Raw genomic sequence first — 16,289 nt, forward strand, 5'->3', positions numbered from 1 at the left:
GGCGAGGGGCCTCCTGCACGCCATGGGATGGGGGCGCGCCGCCGCTCACGGCGCTGCCCCCAAACCTGTTTTGGGGGTGGATGTCGCCCCAAACTCCCGCAGCGATCGCGCGGGCGAAATCTAAATGTAATGTCTGAATGGGAGAGGCGGGATTTCTCTATCCCCAGTCGCCATCAAAACATCTCCAATCGCGTCGGCAAATCTCATCGTCACCGGAAAGCCGTCTGCAAAAATGGCCGAATTAAAGTTCATTTTAGTCAGGGTCATTATGTCGCTGAGCACTGTTTTAATCTCTGCGGATGACTGACCACATAGTTCGATACGAAGTGGATTAGGGGTTTCTCTACCCTGGTAGGTACCCAGATATGGGATATACCCTGATGTCCAGAGAAACGCCAGACGAGGGCTAACAATCAAAGCAGTCCCACGCCGGACAGGGATGTCCCGATAGGTAAACAGCTTGAGGTCGCTGCTTCTCGTGATCCGCACTCCCGTGACGCTGGTCCCTTGCGGTACAGCAGCTGCAAACCCACGAAGCTCATCTTGGCTGAAATAGGTCCGACCATGGATGAACACCTCGCGCGGATAAGAACCATGTTCGGCCTGGTACGAAGCCAAGGCCTTCTGAACAAGGTTCGCCGCCTCCTTTTCGGAAAGGTGAAACTGCTTGGTGTCAGGCGAGTACCAAGGACCCATCGCGCCCTTGAAAACGATGCCATCCCCAGATTCCAAGAACAATTGGGCACCGCAACAAGCATTGCTATCTCTTCGCGCGGGGTCTTGCTTGAACACCATACCGACATAGCAGACGCCCTCACGCGCCGTTGAAACTCGCCATGGCCGACCTCCCGCCTTGAAGAAACTCGCCGCCGCGATGTTCCAGCTCACATCCAATGGCGCTTGCATCCGTCTATGGCCGAACTGGTCGTCGTCTTCAAAATCGTCTTCATCTTCGTCCATGACAGGAACCGAGGGCGTTGGCTCACTGAGAGTCTGAATGATCGACGACTCTCTAAAAAGCTGAGTTACGGCCTTCAGGCCCAACAAGCGGTTCTTTAGCTGGTGATGAAAATCCGTATGATAGGAGAAAATCTCGGCTGCAGCGTTGTCTTCCTCAAATAGTGAGGGGCTGGCTTTGGTGAATCGCGTTGCCGCTCGCTTTGACAGAAGCAGTGCAGGAGGATTCGCCTTTGCAAGCGGCACTCGTGAATTTGGTCGACCGAGCAGGAAAATCTCCTCAGGAATGACTACGAACCAAATGTCCACCAGAGCGTCATCTTCCACAACTGCCTTGTGAATCTCGGTGACAACGAGGTCCACAGCCTTCGACACCGCCTCATGACGCTCTGAAATGCGAATGGCGTTTAGGAGGTCGGTGCGTGATATTGGACGCGCCGCGACGGGCTCCTTCAACCAAGTCGCGCTAAAGACTGCGTCAAAACCAAGAAACGGAACTTGGCGTGGGCCGCCTGCGTCAGACGGCAACACTGGAGAAGCAAAACGGGCGCACCATTTCTTGAACAATTCGATGCCTTCGGGTGCTCCCACTACACCAACCCTCACCTCCCTCGGGTTACGGGTGAATTCGACTGGACCAAAAAGCATTAATCCTTCGCGAGGGTCAAAAGACCGCTGGCTTTGACCGACAACCACTGCTGGCTCATCAATTGAATGAATCGCCGAGGATTTCGAGCGCAAATCATGAACTGTCATGGTGGCCCCAATCTCAATGGATTGGAGAGGTGAAACGGGCAGCGTTAACCTGCCTGCGCTATTGGCCATATTGGTCAACATCGCGTTGAGCAAATCCCTCCAGCGGTCATTCCACCAGCTCTTGCAAAATCCTCTACGCAGTGAATGCTGCTTGGCTGTCGAAGCTATCGGGTCCAAACCATTTTCAGTAAAAACGACATGAGGTTTAACGCGCACGGATTGATCGCCGATGTTCGGGACGATCTCAATTCCGAAGTGCCAGTAGACCCGGCGTTTTTGGCTGCGCCCAACCAAGGCCTTTCGCCGTGACCTCGATTTGTGATCAAGGAAGCGGACCTCGTTCTTTTCCACGAAGCCATTCTTCTCAAACCAACATATTCGCCCTGAAGACAATTCATGCTTCTGCATTCCGCGTGAGGCACAAAATTCGTTCCACGCCTGTTTTAGGATGTGCGTTAGCGCCCTACGACTTTCTTGGGTCGTCGTCCCCAGCATGCCGAGAGCCGAACCATCAATCACGGCGTCTGTTGTGGCGGCAGAATGCTGCACTGCCTGGACTCCAGGAATCATCGTAGTTAGTTCGGAGGGGCTGGCGAAACAAAGCTCACCTTTACCGACAGCTGAGGTCGCTAAAAATGGACGAACGTCGAGACTAGGCTTCTCAGATTTTGTAATCTTGTAAATTGCAGGTGGCCATCGTGTGATGGACAGCTTATTCTCCACTAGGAGGTCGTCCTTGGACGATCCTTGGTCGCCAACTCCGCTGGGAAGCGTCTTTCTCCATTTTGAAAGCGAAGCCTGAACCTCTCCCCGTTGCCTTGGGACCCCAAGCTTATCGAGCGAAACTAGGAGCTTCCCCAAAGCTTCACCAAGGTTCTTTGCGCCGTCGATAACATTTTTTCGGGCCAAGTTCGCACGAATATTTGCGAACGGTAGATCGTCGATTCTGATCGGAATCACAAAGTTTGCTAGTTTGCGCTGCCGTTCGACCAAAATGGCGAGATTGACCTCATCCAGAACACCTTGTTTCTCGTGGCCCGCTTTAGAAAGCAATACGACCACACACGCTGATCGCTCGCGAATAACGTGTTCAATGCTGTCCCAAAAATATTCGCCACCGATTAGCCGTGTGACATCCGACCAAATTTCATATCCTTCCGCAGCCAGCCGGGCACCCAGCCAGAGTGCGATGTTGTTGTCCTCTGGATTCGCATGACTGATGAATATGGTTCGTTTCTCAGGTGATGAATTGGCAGGCTGGCCCGCCTTTCCATCCCAAATGAAGACGTCCCAGCCGGTCTTGGTCTGGTTAGGAAGCAGCGCGGCCATTTCGTCGATGTAGCGCTCCTCAAGCTGTTCATCGTCAGCGAAGAAAACCACCGGACCTTCGAGAAGCTCTTTTCCGGACACGAAAAGATCCAATATCTTTGGCACGAGCAGGCCTGGATTAAGTGCGGGATCACGAGCAGATTTTGCGTTAATTGCTCCCGACACGTCGAAATACCGAATTTTGTAAGAGTCAAACAAAGCGAATATGGTTCGTCGAGTAAGACCGCCCTTTGCGAAGCTCGGCGACTTCCGCAGATCGAAAATGTATCTAGGCTTCACATTCTCCAGAAACTGCTTGAATGTGGATGCTGGCATTTCTGACGCCAACACGAAGCCTAGCGTAACCGTAGAAGCATCGGAAAATAATGACGCTTGTACCGCCGATTGCGCATTCGACTTGATTACAGGATCGGACTTCCCATCCGCTGAGTTTGCGAAATCGACCAGTCTCAGGTGTCCAGCACGGCGCTTAAAGTCACTCAATAGCCAAAGCCCTTCGTCAAACTCACCTCAAATTCCGCGTAGCTACTCTTGGCAATGTCATACGGCGATCCCCATTCCGGCTCGTGAATTTGCAACTCGCCCGTCAAAGAGTTTTTCAGTTCACGACTTTTCTGAAACGCCCGACGATACATTCGAGGAGCTACCCCCGTAAAAGGCCGAAATAGCACTTTTCCGCCGCCGTTGAGTGATGGACGCGTCCAGGTTCCGTCCGAATCATCGAGCTGAATAGAATCTCCGTGGAGTTTGATCGCCTTGCTCTTCGGATAGGGCTCAATGAACTGCACTTCATCCACCCCAGCGGATACCAAATGCCTTGCACAATAGTGGCAGGGGAACGTGGTTACAAAGACCCGACAGCCAACTGTCGAGACGCCCTTTCTGCCAGCTTCGAGCACTGCGTCCATCTCAGCATGGACAGCCCGACTGAATTCCAACAGCTCACCAACCCTGCTTGAGCGAAGGGCTTCGACCAGTTTTTCTCGATTCGCGCTACCATCGAACAGTGTCGTTAGGTGATCCGCAAGCTCTTCCGAAATTTCGTTCTGCTCAGTCGTATTGCTGCAGAATTTTCTGTCTGCAAAGCATCGAGAGTCCCCCGATCCATCATCGGACTCCTCACCGTAGACTCCTCCACCGGCTCTTGGCACTTCGTTCTCACCGGTAGCTACGATGTTCCCGCTCCGATCCAAGAGCGCGGCCCCCACCTGGCGGGACAGGCATGAACTGCGCATTGCAGCTCCGCCTGCTGCATGCATCGCTGTCTCTTCAATCTTCGGCCGTTCAATTTGCAAATGAGTTACTAAGCGTACCAACCGTTCGAGATGATCCGGAATTTCCCACTTAGGATTGGGCTTCTTTTTGTCATCTGCAATGAAACGGGAGGCGGTGTTGTCGACAAAGTAATCCGATAAATGAAATGCATCGGAAACGCGCTGCCCGTGTTTTTCGCCTGCCTTGGCATCCCTGCGCATAAATTTTTCCGCATCATCGAGACCAGCATCCCGGTATTTTTTTGATATTCGTTCGGCTCTCGTAGATTGCTCACACACGACGCCGACCAGCACAAAAGCCTCACCGTAGGCGCGGCGCAACAGATACACCTCTGCCGGGTGCCTAATTGAATCGAGAATGTAAGCACGAGGAGAACCGTCCGGAATTACCGGCTTTGTCTCGTCCAATGGTGTGTCTTGCAATTTCGCACGGCACATCCGTATGTTTCGGATCAGTCCCCTGGCCACGGCAGCATGGTCGCCGTTTTTCCTCATCAGATCGCCCAGATCTTGGTAACGTTCAACTTGCTTCATTTTGGGGTCGGTGTCGGCGGGCAATTGTTCCCCATGATGATTTGCCCAAGCAGCGATAACCTCGCGTGCTTTCAAAATGCTAACATGCCTTCGTATTTCGCCGGAACCGCTTGTTTTTAGGATGTCTCGAAGACTGTCCGCAGTGGTGCTGGTCCCAGAGCCCACATGCCCCACGATCCCAAATACCAACTCATTCGAAGCGAGACTTTTGGTCAATTCCTGAGAGGACGAGATGGTTTCAACTTTCGAACTCAGGTTTTCATTCACAGGTTTTGGTCGAGATGCCATGTGATCCCCCTCACTCTACTTCGATCTTTGTCGCGCCAGACCGGTAGAATCACAATATCGCAACAACCTCGAAGTGAAACGGCGCGAGCAATTCTTGAGGATGTTTTGCACAAGGATTCACGGCATTTGGTCCTAGGCCTGTCCGGAAGCCAATTCAGATACGTACGATGAAAGGTACACGCGCCATGGGAGGGGGCGCGCTGTCGCTGGCGGTGCTGCCCCCAGACCTGTTTTTTTGGGGGTGGGGACGGGTGCCGGCCTTGTTCTTCCGCGGATAGCGATCCGCGTGCGGCGGGCGATGACAATCATGACACGCAGGCTCAGTTGAACCGGCTGGAACCGGAGCTGCCGTGATGATAGGGCGCTTGGAAGTCTCGCTCAAAGCCCCGGCCGCTCGGGACGACATTGATTTTTCGTGGTCAGCATCGGTGGTGCGGACAGGAAAGGGTTACCGTCGATTAGTGCGCCGCTGGTCGACGATGCGGCCATCCCTTTGACGGATGGCGACCTCGTAGCGCACGCCGCGGCGGACTCCGCGATAGGTAAAGTACCTGCCGCGGCAATCAACCTGACGGACACCGCGAAAGCCGCGAGTACGAAGCAGCCGCGCACCCTGAGGGCAGGATATTCCTCGTCCGTGGTTTAAACTGCTTCCGCCGCCGATGATAACCGTAGCGCTCGCTTCCCGGGGAACCGCGACCGGTGAGACAAGGACCGCCAGAGCAAGCGTACATGAGAGAAGCGAAGATCCAAGTATAGCCTTGACACTCATAATCAACCTCCTGGTTACACCGCCAGAAAAAGTCAGGGCATGATATAATCGCTTAAGTTGTGTATTAACACAAGAGGTGAACGTCACACAGTCGCGCAAGGCTATCGCGCTCCGATCCGCAATATCCACAAAGTGCAATCAGAGCTCGCAGCAGAGCGGCAAAGGTGACCAATGGCAGCCCCAAAGGGAAACAAATTCTGGATGGCTTGCAGCAGCCATGTCCGGAGACCGACAATTGCGTCTCCGGACATCCTTTGGGAGGGGCAGGGTATGGGTGTCGACTGTCCTTCGGCCCCGGCGGGAAAGGCAAAATCCGCCGCACTGCCTTCCGGATCTCCAACAGGTGTCACCCGGCATCGCCGGGTGACAGATCGTCCTGATGACGTTGGATGAAGGCCGCGGTCCGGTCGATGTCGTCAGGACCTGATGAACGAGAGCAGGTCGGGGTTGAGGACATCCGCATGTGTGGTCAGCATGCCATGGGGGTAGCCCGGATAGGTCTTCAGCGAGCCGTTCTTGAGCAGGTTGACCGCACGCGGCACGGAGCTTGCGAAGGGGACGACCTGATCGGCCTCGCCATGCATCACCAGCACCGGCACGGTGATCTTCTTGAGGTCTTCGGTATAATCTTCCAGCCAGGAGGCGACAGTCGCGTGGTGAGCGAGAGCACCGCCGCCCATGCCCTGGCGCCACCAGTTCGCAATGATCGCCTCCGAAGGCTTGGCGCCATCGAGGTTGTAGCCGTAGAACGGGTTCTCGGGGACGAAACGGTAGAATTCCGAGCGGTTGCCCAGCACGCCCGCGCGGATCGCTTCGAACCACTCCGGCGGCTGACCGGACGGGTTTTCCTCGCTCCGGTACATGTTTGGCGTCAGGGAAGCGACCAGGACCGCCTTCGCGACGCGCTCCTGGTGGCGGGCGACATAGCGAGCCACCTCACCGCCGCCTGTGGAGTGGCCGATATGGATCGCGTCGCGCAGGTTGAGGTGCCCGGTCAGGGCCGCGAGGTCGGCAACCCAGTGGTCCATGTCGTTGCCGGTGCCCGGCTGGTCGGACCGGCCGTGGCCGCGCCGGTCGTGGGCGATCACCCGGTAGCCGTGGCCAAGGAAGAAGGTCATCTGGGCGTCCCAGTCGTCCGCCGACAGCGGCCAGCCGTGGCTGAAAACGATCGGCTGGCCTGAGCCCCAGTCCTTGTAGAAGATGTTTACGCCGTCCGTCGTAGTAATTGTAGGCATCGTGTCGCTCCATCTGCTCTGTTGAACATTCGTTTTTCGATACAGTTGATTGCGAAATACCTCGGCGAGGCGTGTTCGATCATATCTCAAAACTGCGACGCTAGTTAAATTCCCTCTTTATCGAGGACAAATACCTTGTACGTTCGAGCTATGCCTTGAATGTATAGCGAGGACGCGATGGAACTCAGGCATTTGCGCTATTTTGTTGCTGTTGCGGAGGAGGGAAGCTTGCTGACCGCAGCCGAGCGGCGGCTGCACACGTCCCAGCCCTCACTCAGCAGGCAAATTCGCGATCTGGAAACCGAAGTCGGTGTAAAACTGCTGGAACGGCAGCCGCGCGGCGTGACGCTCACCGCCGCCGGCAAAGTGTTTCTTGATCACGCGCGGCTGGCCTTATTGCAAGTCGAGGCGGCTGCGGAAGGGGCCCGGCGGGCAGAACGGCCGCAAAAGCAGTCGTTCACGATCGGTTTTCTCGCAGGACAGGAGGTCGTGTGGCTACCCCATGCATTGCGCATTATTCGTGAGGAAGCGCCGGAGGTTGAAATCATACTGTCCAGTCAGTCTTCCCCGGACCTTGCTCTGGCACTGATGCGAGGCAAGCTGGATGTCGCTTTCCTTCGCCCCGAGACGCAGAGTGTCGGTGTGTCCTTCAAGTTTTTGGCCAAGGAGCCATTGATCGCCGTACTGCCGGCGGACCATCGCCTGACGTCGCGCAAGAAGATCCTGCCGCAGGACCTTGCCCGCGAAACTTACGTCAGTTCGGCCAGAATTTCTCCCGTACTGCAATCCGTGATCCAGGATTACGCGTCGAACGTCGGGATCACCCTCAAGGCAGAGTACGAAGGCGAGGGGCTGCCATCGGCAATGTCGCTCGTCGTGTCCACAGGTGGAATAACGCTTATTCCGCTTTATGCGCAAAATATGCTGACGCCGAATGTCGTTGCCAGAGCACTTGAGGGTGTGCCGCCGACAATTGATCTCACCCTGGGATACAACGATTCAAATTCCTCGCCTTTGCTCCGCCGATTTTTGTCTCGCTCTGATGAATTGGTCGCCAATATCCAAAACCAGAGCATCATCCGCTATGCCGAAGTTCCATAGCAGACCCTGCGTGGGTAGCGCTTGCGGCCTCGTCGTCGCGCGCGGCGTCTTCGGCCCGTCAAGCGACCCGTCGCTGTTGCTGCAAAAAAGCCGGCATTGCCCCAAGGCGGGTGATCAGATCACGAATTCCTCTTCGTATGTCTGTGGCGCGGGAACGACCGTAACCTTCACCGGAATGATCCAATTGGCTACGTAGCTCTCGCAGTCGGAGCGCTGGAGGTCGGGCTGCACGCATCCCGCCGCATCGGTCGCGCGACATCGCAGCGTATATGGCCCTACGTCTTCAGGGGTCCACATGTACTCCCACAGGCGCCATGCAAAGGGACGTTCCGTTTCGAGGAGCCTTGCCTCGCGCCAGCCTTTGCCATCCCCAGTGCAGACCTGCACCTGCCGGATAGGAGCCTCTCCGCTCCAGGCCGCTCCGAAAATCCGGCACGGCTGGCCGGCGATGAGTTGCGCCCCCTGCACGGGACGGGCGATCTGCGATTTGACCTCCATCTGCGCAAGGGGGACCAGCGTCGGTTCCCCGAGGCCGCGCTCCCAACGGAAATAGTCGCGCGCCTGCCAGTAGCCAAGGAACGGTCGCTCCACAACCGTGATATGCGTGATCCACTTGACCCAAGCCATGCCGAACCAGCCACCCACGACCGCGCGCAGCGGATAGCCGTGATCGCGCGTCAGCGGATGTTCGTTCATCGAATAGGCAAGGATCGTGCTGTCGGCGACGGCCTTCTCAAGCGGCAGGCTGCGCGCAAACGCGATGGGGCCGGGGGAAGCCGTTTTCTTGTTCGCGTCGACGCCGCCGCTGTCGGCGCCTCTCAGCAGAACCTCACATGCGGTTTGCTTGACGCCCGCCATCTCCAGGATCTCGCGCAGAAGAACACCTGTCCAGGCGGCATTGCCGACGGCTCCGTTCTGCCACTGCAATCCCTCCCTCGGGGGCTCATAGTAGACGCGCCCGTTCCCTGCGCATTCGACGACGGCAGCCAAGGTCGTGCTCCGCATCGCCTTGATGCTGTCGAGGTCAAGTTCGATCGGCCGCTCCACCGCCCCGTCAATGCGCAACCTCCAGTCTCGCGCATCGAGATCCGGCGACGGGAAATGGTTTCGCACGAAGAACAGTTCGGTTGGGATCAGCCAATCGGAGAGCGAGGCAAACGGAAACTCGATGTTTTCAGGGGATTTCTGTCGAACTATCAGACCGGGTTGCTGTGGTGTCGGCATCTTCCTCGTCTTCCCTTTCGGGCTCTACCTAGATCTGGGGGATTTGGGGTCAGGTCAGCAATTAACCGAAGCCATCGCTCTGCCCGAAGCAAAAAGAAACGCCAAATATCACGGCGATCAAAAGGGATGAGAGGATAGTCGGAGCATCCATGGATAGACAGCCCGTGATCACGGCGCCATGATGGCGCCACCACATGCAATTCACCGAGAACAAAGCCAATCAGATTAGGCTGCCAGATTATCGGAATTCCGGCGAACCGAAAAGAGGGAACGCCGCACCGCTCCTTCGTTCGCGAGTCGGACCAAGGCCGCGAACTTGGCGAGGACGCCGTGCCTGTGGCGGTTGCGGCTGGCTCCAGAGGCTTCGCGTCTCGCAATCTCCTCATCCGGGACGTCGAGCTCCAGAAGCTGCCGCTGGGCATTGATGGTAATTTGGTCGCCGTCCTCACAGGCGCGATTGTTCCCCCGTCACATCTCCGGCAGGCCAGCATTTCGGAAACCGTCGACAAAGTGATCTCGTACGGATGCATCGCGCAGCGGCTGAGAGCTCAGCCAATGGCCGATCCTTCTCAATCCCCGAGAAGGCGAAATCAGCAACTAAATCTGTTAAATGACATGGATCTGAGCTCCAGATCCATTGTTGGTAAATTGAAATAGCGACTTGCAGCTGCTATGTGTCGGTGAGACAACTTGAGGCATGTTTTCTAGAATTCTGTTGGTAGGTCATGAGCGGAAGGTCGCGGGTCGATACGACTAGTGCAGAAGATAAATCAATTGGTTTCGACTACCAGTATTATTACTTTCTCAACGAGCTACTAAATCTGAGGAGCGGCCAAGTCGTGGGCTTGGAAGTTCTCGATGATGTTCATGTCGAGCGCCCCGACGGCACCAATCTACTTGTCCAGCTGAAACACACCGTTCAGACGAGCACGCAAGGAGTGCCTATCAATCTTACGACGTTGGATAGTGACCTTTGGAAATCGATTTCGAACTGGTGCAAATTGATCATCGATCCGGCTGATGGAAGGGCGTCGGTGAATTCTCAGCTAGCCTTTCTTAAGACGACCAGCTTCCTGCTCGCGTCCAACAAGTCGGAGAACGACAAAAACGCCCTCTTGATATCTATCGAAGCCTTCAAGTCTGCCACCAAGAGTCATGCGGAGCTTGTCGCTGATATCACGTCACTTAAAGCGAAAACCAAAGACCTGGTCATTCGGGGTTACATCAATGATGTGCTCTCACTCGACAGCGCCGTGTCGGAGAGGTTTTTTCAGCAGCTGTCGTTCGCGTTGGGTAAGGACGAGATCATCAATCTGTGCAAAGCGTCCATCGCTGAAAAGCAGATACACCAGTCACGAATTGACGACGTTTTCAGCGCCGTCGACTCAGAGGTGCGGCAAAACTCCTTCGCCACCGTCAAGGCGGGCAACAAGATCACGATCAGCTTTGACGAGTTCAACCAGAAATACCGACGGCATTTCGATAAGGCCCGGAGCGGCTCCCTGCTTTTTAGGGAGTTTCCGTCGGTTCTGCCGGACAATCTGTCCGATCAGATGTTCATCAGGCAACTAGTGGATATCGATGATGTCGCGGCGGATAACATCGAGTTTCACACCAAGTTCACCACCAGACGTCTGCACTTTCGCGATAATTTGGAGCGGCTCAACCAAGACGGAGATATCACTCAATCTGATATCGACGATTTGGAGGAGGAAGCTAGCATTATGTGGGAAGGCAAGTTCCTCCAAACTTATTCGGGCCAACAGGCCGCCGTCGACGAGAGGGTATCTGCCCGTGCGATTCTCGGGGACTTGCGGCTGAGAAAGCTCACGCTGGCTTCGCAGGAGCTTCCGCTATCCATGAGCAATGGCGGATTCTACGATCTTTCTGATCGTCCGGTGATCGGCTGGTTGAGTAACTGGAAAGATCGCTACAAGTGAAGTTTAGCTCATATTACAATAACCTTGGGATCAATGCGTTCGCTATCGCTTCTGTGTTGAAAGAGGCTGGATTTCTAACGCTTCCCAAAGTCGCTTTGATCTTGCCCGTTGTTGCACATCGCGAGACGGTGAAAAAGCTTGCTGACCGCAGATTTCGTTTCGTCAGCTTTGAGCAGTATCTAATCGATAACATTGAATATTTCTACAATTTCAATGAGCGATACTCGGCATCGTTGACGCCTATGGTGAATGCTCTTCAACTCTTGTGTGAAATTGGTGTCGTTCAACTAAAAGATAATGGGGCGGTGGCCGCGTCTACCTTACCCTTCGATGCCTCCATGGGCAAACGCGCCGAGCGCGTCCAGCGTGCGTCAGCCAACATAGCTGCGTTGGTCTCGGGCAATGCTGAAGTTTTCTACCTCAATGCGAGGATCGAGCTGTGAAATTCCATATCGAAAGCCTGCAACTCTGGCTGAAGACCGAACAGAGACGGTCCGTTACTTTCTTGCCGAACAAGGTCAACGTGATTACCGGCGAAAGTCACACCGGTAAGACGGCGATCTTGGACATTGTCGATTACTGCATGTTCGCGAGTAACCATCGGATTTCTGAGAGCATTATCAATGAAAATGTCGCCTGGTACGGGCTGCGCATACATGTGAACGATAAAATCTACGTGCTTGCGAGACGCGCGCCGATGGGGACGGCACCGTCGCCCGATTATTATTTCTCCTCAACGGGAGAGGTGCCAAACTCGGCGCCAAGCCCAAATATCAGCGAGAGCGTCTTGAAGAAGCTATTGAGCGCTGATTTCGGCATCGACCAAGACGTAAAAATACCCTTTGGTGGGCGAACTCTGCAGGCCAATTCGAGAGTGTCCCTCCGGTATTTCCTGCTCTTCAACACCATCTCGCAAGACATCATCACGCATAGCGACCAGTTCTTCGACAAGCAGAATCAGGCCCGCTACCAAGAGGCGTTACCCCGCATATTCGATATCGCTGTGGGCATCGACACAGTCGAGAACATCCTGAAGCGGGAGAAGCGCGGAGAGTTGGAGCGAAACCTTGCCCGCCAGCAAAAGCTGTCGGCGAGAACGGAGGAGAAGCGCGAGCAGTTTAACGCTCAGCTGGCCGAAACCGTCGCACGGGCAAAAGGATACGGGCTCGTTGCCGAGAACACCGATGCTGATACTTCAGTCACCGCGTTGAGGCAAATGGTGGCAGAGCGGGAAAGTGGTCCCGACCTGCACGTGTCTGCGAAATATGAAGAAATTTCCTCACAGATATACCGCGTTTCTCGGAAGATCAGGGGGCTCCGCAGGTTCTCGTCGGAATATGTGAACCACAAGGCGACCCTTAAGGAAACAGCAGACAGCCTCCAGCCTGTTGAATATCTGATGAGGAATTTTGAGGAGACGGTTCGGACATCCGTGTTTGACGACATTCTCAAAAACCTTTCCCAAGGCCTACAGGAGATCAAGGACGCCACTGCTCGAAAGACGCCGCTAGACAGCAACATTTCCGAAATCATCAAAGATCTGGAATCTCAGCGCGAGAAGCTCGAAAAGGACCTTCAAGCCTTGCCTGCCGAAATGGAAGGTTTCGAAAACGACAAAGATAAGTACATCTTCATCGGCGAGACTAAGGCCAAGCTTGAGCTGTATAGCGATCCACAGTCAGACAAGGCTCCAGACAACAGCGAGTTGATCGCAAACTTGGAAGCTCAAATCGAAGACCTTACGGTATCACCTGTCGAGGACCGAAAAGAGCTTTTTACCAGAGCGTTGGATGAGGCGATCCAGGAATACATCACACTGACGAAGGCAGCGCTCGGCAACTATGGCGATTATCGTTCCGCCTTTAACTATTCGGAAAAGAAGCTCCATCTGCGCAAGCCTAAGACCGCTTCGACCGAAAACGTCGGCAGCAGTTCCAATCACATGTTCCTTCACCTCTTCCTGTTCCTGGGCCTGCATGAATTGATAATGCGGAACGACGGCATTCACGTGGCTCCGTTCCTGATAATCGATCAGTTCTCCAGGCCATACTGGGGCGAGGATGACCAGGAGGACGAGGAGAGTGAGAAGGATGTCGACGAGAGCGACGTCGCGAAGGTGAAGTTGGCACTGGGGCTTTTGGACCAGTTCATCACCACGGCAAATGAAATGGGTAAAGAGTTCCAGATGATTGTTTTTGAGCACATCAATCCGCGATATTGGGATGGGCTCAAAAACGTGCACCTAGTTGAAATTTTCCGAGATGGAAACGCACTAATCCCGGTTTCCAGGCTAGGCTAGAGTGTTTCGGGCGCGAACACTTTGCCAATGTCCGCAATTGATCTGAAACCGCCATATCAGCAATCTGTTTTGGTGGTCGTTTTTGATGAGACCGGCGCTGCCGTTTCGATCTCAACGAGGTGGGGAGCGGTAACGCCACCCCCCGTCACATCTCCGGCAGGCCAGCCTTTCGGAAGCCGTCGACAAAGTGGTCTCGTACGGATGCATCGCGCAGCGGCTGGGAGCTCAGCCAATGGCCGATCGTGAAATGAGGGTGGGCGATCAGGAACAATTCTGCTTCTCGCAGCGCCTCGTCATGCTGGCCCAACTGCGCAAGCGTGGCCGCCAGGAATTTGCGTGAGTTGGTGCGATACGTGTCTTCCCTGCGCAGGGTAGCGGCTGCGGCCTCGTAGTCACGCGCGGCGTATTGCGCCTGCCCAAGATGACAAAGATACCAGCAGGCGGGACGGGGATTGAGCCGCAGAGCTCTATCGATCTGCGCCAGGCCGTCGTCAACCCTGCCGTCCAGCACGGAAATGTCCGACATGGCGGCCCAGGTGTCGGCGTGGTTGGGGTCCAGCTCCAGGGCCTTGGCGAAGGCGGCCTCGGATTCCTCCCATCGCCGCTCGTAAGCCAGAATGGTCCCCAGAACGTAACGGCAGCCGGCATCGTTGGGATCGAGCTCGACCGCCTTCTGCGCCGATGTCGTCGCCATCTCCCGGTTGGGATCTTCGGGCTCGCCGAAATGAGTCCAGGCCAGCCAGCGGTTATAGGCGAGCAGACCGAGTGCCTCGGCATATGATGGCTCGAGCTTGAGCGCGCGCTGGAGCAGCATATAGGCCTCACGCTCGGTTTGCGGCGATTCTTCCGTCAGGAGGCGGGCGCGCACACACAGGTCGTAGGCCTCAAAGTTCTTCGGCCGATTGCGCTGCGGCGAGATGGTCAGCCGGCCGACGAGGGCTTCGACGATCTTGGCGTTGACTTCATCCTGCAGTTCGAAAACATCTTCCACCGTCCGGTCGAATCTCTCGGCCCACAAGTGCCCGCCGTCAAGCGCGTCGACCAGTTGGGCGTTGATGCGGACACGGCCCGTTGCGCGTCTGGCGCTCCCCTCCAGGACGTAGCGGACGCCGAGTTCCTGGGCGACCAGCTTCACGTTGACCGGCTTGCCCCTGTAGCCGTAGACGGAATTGCGCGCGATGACGAACAGGCCAGCCGTACGGGAAAGGTCGGTGATCAGGTCTTCAGTCAGGCCGTCGACGAAAGGCGCATCCGCTTCATCCCCACTCATGTTCGTGAACGGCAATACGGCGATCGAGGGACAGTCGGGCAGGGGCAATATGCTCTGCAGCGCATCCGGCCAATGCCACACGTGGACCGGGCGGGTCAGGTTCTTCAGGTAGCGTTCGCCTGCATCGAAGAAGCGGTCGTCGATCTTGCCGAGGATCTCGCCGTGAACGCCGCCTGAAATGCAGATGCCTCCCGGCGCGGCCAGTCTCTCGAGGCGCGCCGCGACATTGACCCCGTCGCCGAGGACGTCTGACCCCTCGTCAATGACATCTCCGAGATTGACGCCTATACGCAAAAGCAGGCGCCGGTCTCCGGAAGCCTCGACAGCAGCAGTAGCCCGTTGCATTTCCAACGCTGCTTCGACCGCGTCCACCGCGCTGCCGAATTCGATCAGGAAGCCGTCGCCCATGACCTTGAAGATGCGACCTTTGTGGCGCATCACAGCCGGCTCGATGGTGCCGGAACGGAGTTCCCTGAGGCTCTCCAGCGTTGCGACTTCATCTGCCTCCATCAGGCGTGAATATCCCACCACATCGGCAACGACGATGGCGGCAAGGCGACGATGAAGAGATTGATCCGTCATGTGAGGACAAGCCTGATGACCAAATTAGCAAGTTATGGTTCAACCGCGGGTGAGTCAACAAGAGGTAACGCCGAGGCGATCTCCACCTCCATCGAGCCGTCATCCTTCCTTGTGACCGACGGCGACAAGGCCGCCAGTGAGCCGTACGGCAGCCAGCGTCTTTCTCGCAATAATCAGTTGCTTCGCTCCCGATCACAGACCTGCCGCGCTTCAGGTGAGTTTAGCGAGGATATCGTCGACGACATTTGGGACGGTATTCGCCGTATCGATATTATTGCCGACAGGAAGATATTCGCGGCTACGATGGTAGCGGAGTACCAGGGCTCGCTCGGCCGGCTCGAAGCCCGGCTCATTCGGCCGCCCATCCAGTCGTCGGTTCAACGTCTCGACGTCGATGTCGAGCACGAAAACCTTATCGAACAGGTCCAGGAATTTGTGGAAGTTGCGCGAACCGCCACAAAAGAACGTGGCAGGATGGGTGGTGTCGGCAGCAATAGCTCGGACCTTGTCGACAGGCCAGATCCAGTGAGCGTATCCCCAGGCGATGCGGTCTGCCCCTTCGGGTGGTCCTGCGAGCGCCTGGCCTGTCTCGGGATCGCCGACATAGGCCAAAACGCGGTCACCATGGACGACATGGTAGCCCCGCCGCTCCAGTTCGGTAGCGACAGACGTCTTTCCAGTCCCCGAGCCGCCTTCGATTAGATAGTTCCTGATGCCCATGGGCCGCT

At 55.9% G+C, this 16,289-nt stretch carries 11 protein-coding genes; 4 read left to right on the forward strand and 7 right to left on the reverse strand.

Annotation, left to right across the window (positions count from 1 at the left end; translation table 11 throughout):
- Positions 1 to 120: 120 nt before the first annotated feature.
- The 3 genes from H4W29_RS19640 to H4W29_RS19650 all read right to left on the reverse strand — a co-directional run bounded on the left by H4W29_RS19640 (position 121) and on the right by H4W29_RS19650 (position 7,145).
- Positions 121 to 3,525, reverse strand: a complete 3,405-nt coding sequence (locus H4W29_RS19640; RefSeq protein WP_192730401.1) for a TIR domain-containing protein — start codon at positions 3,523 to 3,525, stop codon at positions 121 to 123.
- Complete coding sequence (locus H4W29_RS19645) at positions 3,522 to 5,138, reverse strand: anti-phage dCTP deaminase (protein WP_192730402.1); 1,617 nt, start codon at positions 5,136 to 5,138, stop codon at positions 3,522 to 3,524. Before H4W29_RS19645 ends, H4W29_RS19640 begins: the two co-directional genes overlap by 4 nt.
- Before the next feature lie 1,188 nt (positions 5,139 to 6,326).
- Positions 6,327 to 7,145, reverse strand: coding sequence for an alpha/beta fold hydrolase (locus tag H4W29_RS19650; protein WP_192730403.1), 819 nt, complete (start codon positions 7,143 to 7,145; stop codon positions 6,327 to 6,329).
- Positions 7,146 to 7,322: 177 nt separating this feature from the next.
- On the opposite strand from H4W29_RS19650, the gene H4W29_RS19655 reads away from it, so the two are divergent.
- The gene (locus tag H4W29_RS19655; RefSeq protein ID WP_192730404.1) at positions 7,323 to 8,246 is read left to right on the forward strand and encodes a LysR family transcriptional regulator; all 924 of its coding nucleotides are present in this window, start codon (positions 7,323 to 7,325) and stop codon (positions 8,244 to 8,246) included.
- 114 nt (positions 8,247 to 8,360) lie between these two features.
- On the opposite strand, the gene H4W29_RS19660 is transcribed toward H4W29_RS19655, so the two are convergent.
- A complete protein-coding gene (locus tag H4W29_RS19660; RefSeq protein ID WP_192730405.1) occupies positions 8,361 to 9,470 on the reverse strand; it encodes a sulfite oxidase in 1,110 nt (369 codons plus the stop codon).
- A 225-nt stretch (positions 9,471 to 9,695) separates the two neighbouring features.
- Positions 9,696 to 9,902, reverse strand: coding sequence for a dihydroxy-acid dehydratase (locus H4W29_RS19665; protein WP_192730797.1), 207 nt, complete (start codon positions 9,900 to 9,902; stop codon positions 9,696 to 9,698).
- Between the two features lie 407 nt (positions 9,903 to 10,309).
- Between H4W29_RS19665 and H4W29_RS19670 the strand changes: the two genes are divergently transcribed.
- From H4W29_RS19670 to H4W29_RS19680, 3 genes are read left to right on the forward strand one after another with little or no spacing between them, the layout of a single operon-like run.
- Positions 10,310 to 11,410: a hypothetical protein gene (locus tag H4W29_RS19670; protein ID WP_312872312.1), complete on the forward strand. Its 1,101-nt coding sequence runs from the start codon at positions 10,310 to 10,312 to the stop codon at positions 11,408 to 11,410.
- Positions 11,407 to 11,853, forward strand: a complete 447-nt coding sequence (locus H4W29_RS19675; RefSeq protein ID WP_192730407.1) for a three component ABC system middle component — start codon at positions 11,407 to 11,409, stop codon at positions 11,851 to 11,853. The genes H4W29_RS19670 and H4W29_RS19675 overlap by 4 nt, the downstream gene beginning before the upstream one ends.
- Complete coding sequence (locus H4W29_RS19680) at positions 11,850 to 13,709, forward strand: DUF3732 domain-containing protein (protein WP_192730408.1); 1,860 nt, start codon at positions 11,850 to 11,852, stop codon at positions 13,707 to 13,709. The genes H4W29_RS19675 and H4W29_RS19680 overlap by 4 nt, the downstream gene beginning before the upstream one ends.
- A 145-nt stretch (positions 13,710 to 13,854) precedes the next feature.
- Here H4W29_RS19680 and H4W29_RS19685 read toward each other — a convergent pair whose 3' ends face one another.
- Both H4W29_RS19685 and H4W29_RS19690 read right to left on the reverse strand, forming a co-directional pair.
- Entirely contained in the window at positions 13,855 to 15,561 is a 1,707-nt protein-coding gene (locus tag H4W29_RS19685) for an adenylate/guanylate cyclase domain-containing protein (protein ID WP_192730409.1), read from the reverse strand.
- 210 nt (positions 15,562 to 15,771) lie between these two features.
- On the reverse strand, positions 15,772 to 16,281 hold the full coding sequence (locus H4W29_RS19690) for a DEAD/DEAH box helicase family protein (RefSeq protein WP_192730410.1): 510 nt from the start codon (positions 16,279 to 16,281) through the stop codon (positions 15,772 to 15,774).
- Between the last annotated feature and the right edge of the window lie 8 nt (positions 16,282 to 16,289).

Origin of the sequence: Rhizobium viscosum, from assembly GCF_014873945.1 — a bacterium.
In the GTDB taxonomy this organism is placed as follows: domain Bacteria; phylum Pseudomonadota; class Alphaproteobacteria; order Rhizobiales; family Rhizobiaceae; genus Rhizobium; species Rhizobium viscosum.

Excerpts from the sequence above, each read along its gene's own strand:
- H4W29_RS19685 (WP_192730409.1), bottom strand. The coding sequence starts at position 15,561 with ATGACGGATCAATCTCTTCATCGTCGCCTTGCCGCCATCGTCGTTGCC.
- H4W29_RS19660 (WP_192730405.1), bottom strand. The coding sequence starts at position 9,470 with ATGCCGACACCACAGCAACCCGGTCTGATAGTTCGACAGAAATCCCCT.
- H4W29_RS19650 (WP_192730403.1), bottom strand. The coding sequence starts at position 7,145 with ATGCCTACAATTACTACGACGGACGGCGTAAACATCTTCTACAAGGAC.
- H4W29_RS19655 (WP_192730404.1), top strand. The coding sequence starts at position 7,323 with ATGGAACTCAGGCATTTGCGCTATTTTGTTGCTGTTGCGGAGGAGGGA.
- H4W29_RS19690 (WP_192730410.1), bottom strand. The coding sequence starts at position 16,281 with ATGGGCATCAGGAACTATCTAATCGAAGGCGGCTCGGGGACTGGAAAG.
- H4W29_RS19645 (WP_192730402.1), bottom strand. The coding sequence starts at position 5,138 with ATGGCATCTCGACCAAAACCTGTGAATGAAAACCTGAGTTCGAAAGTT.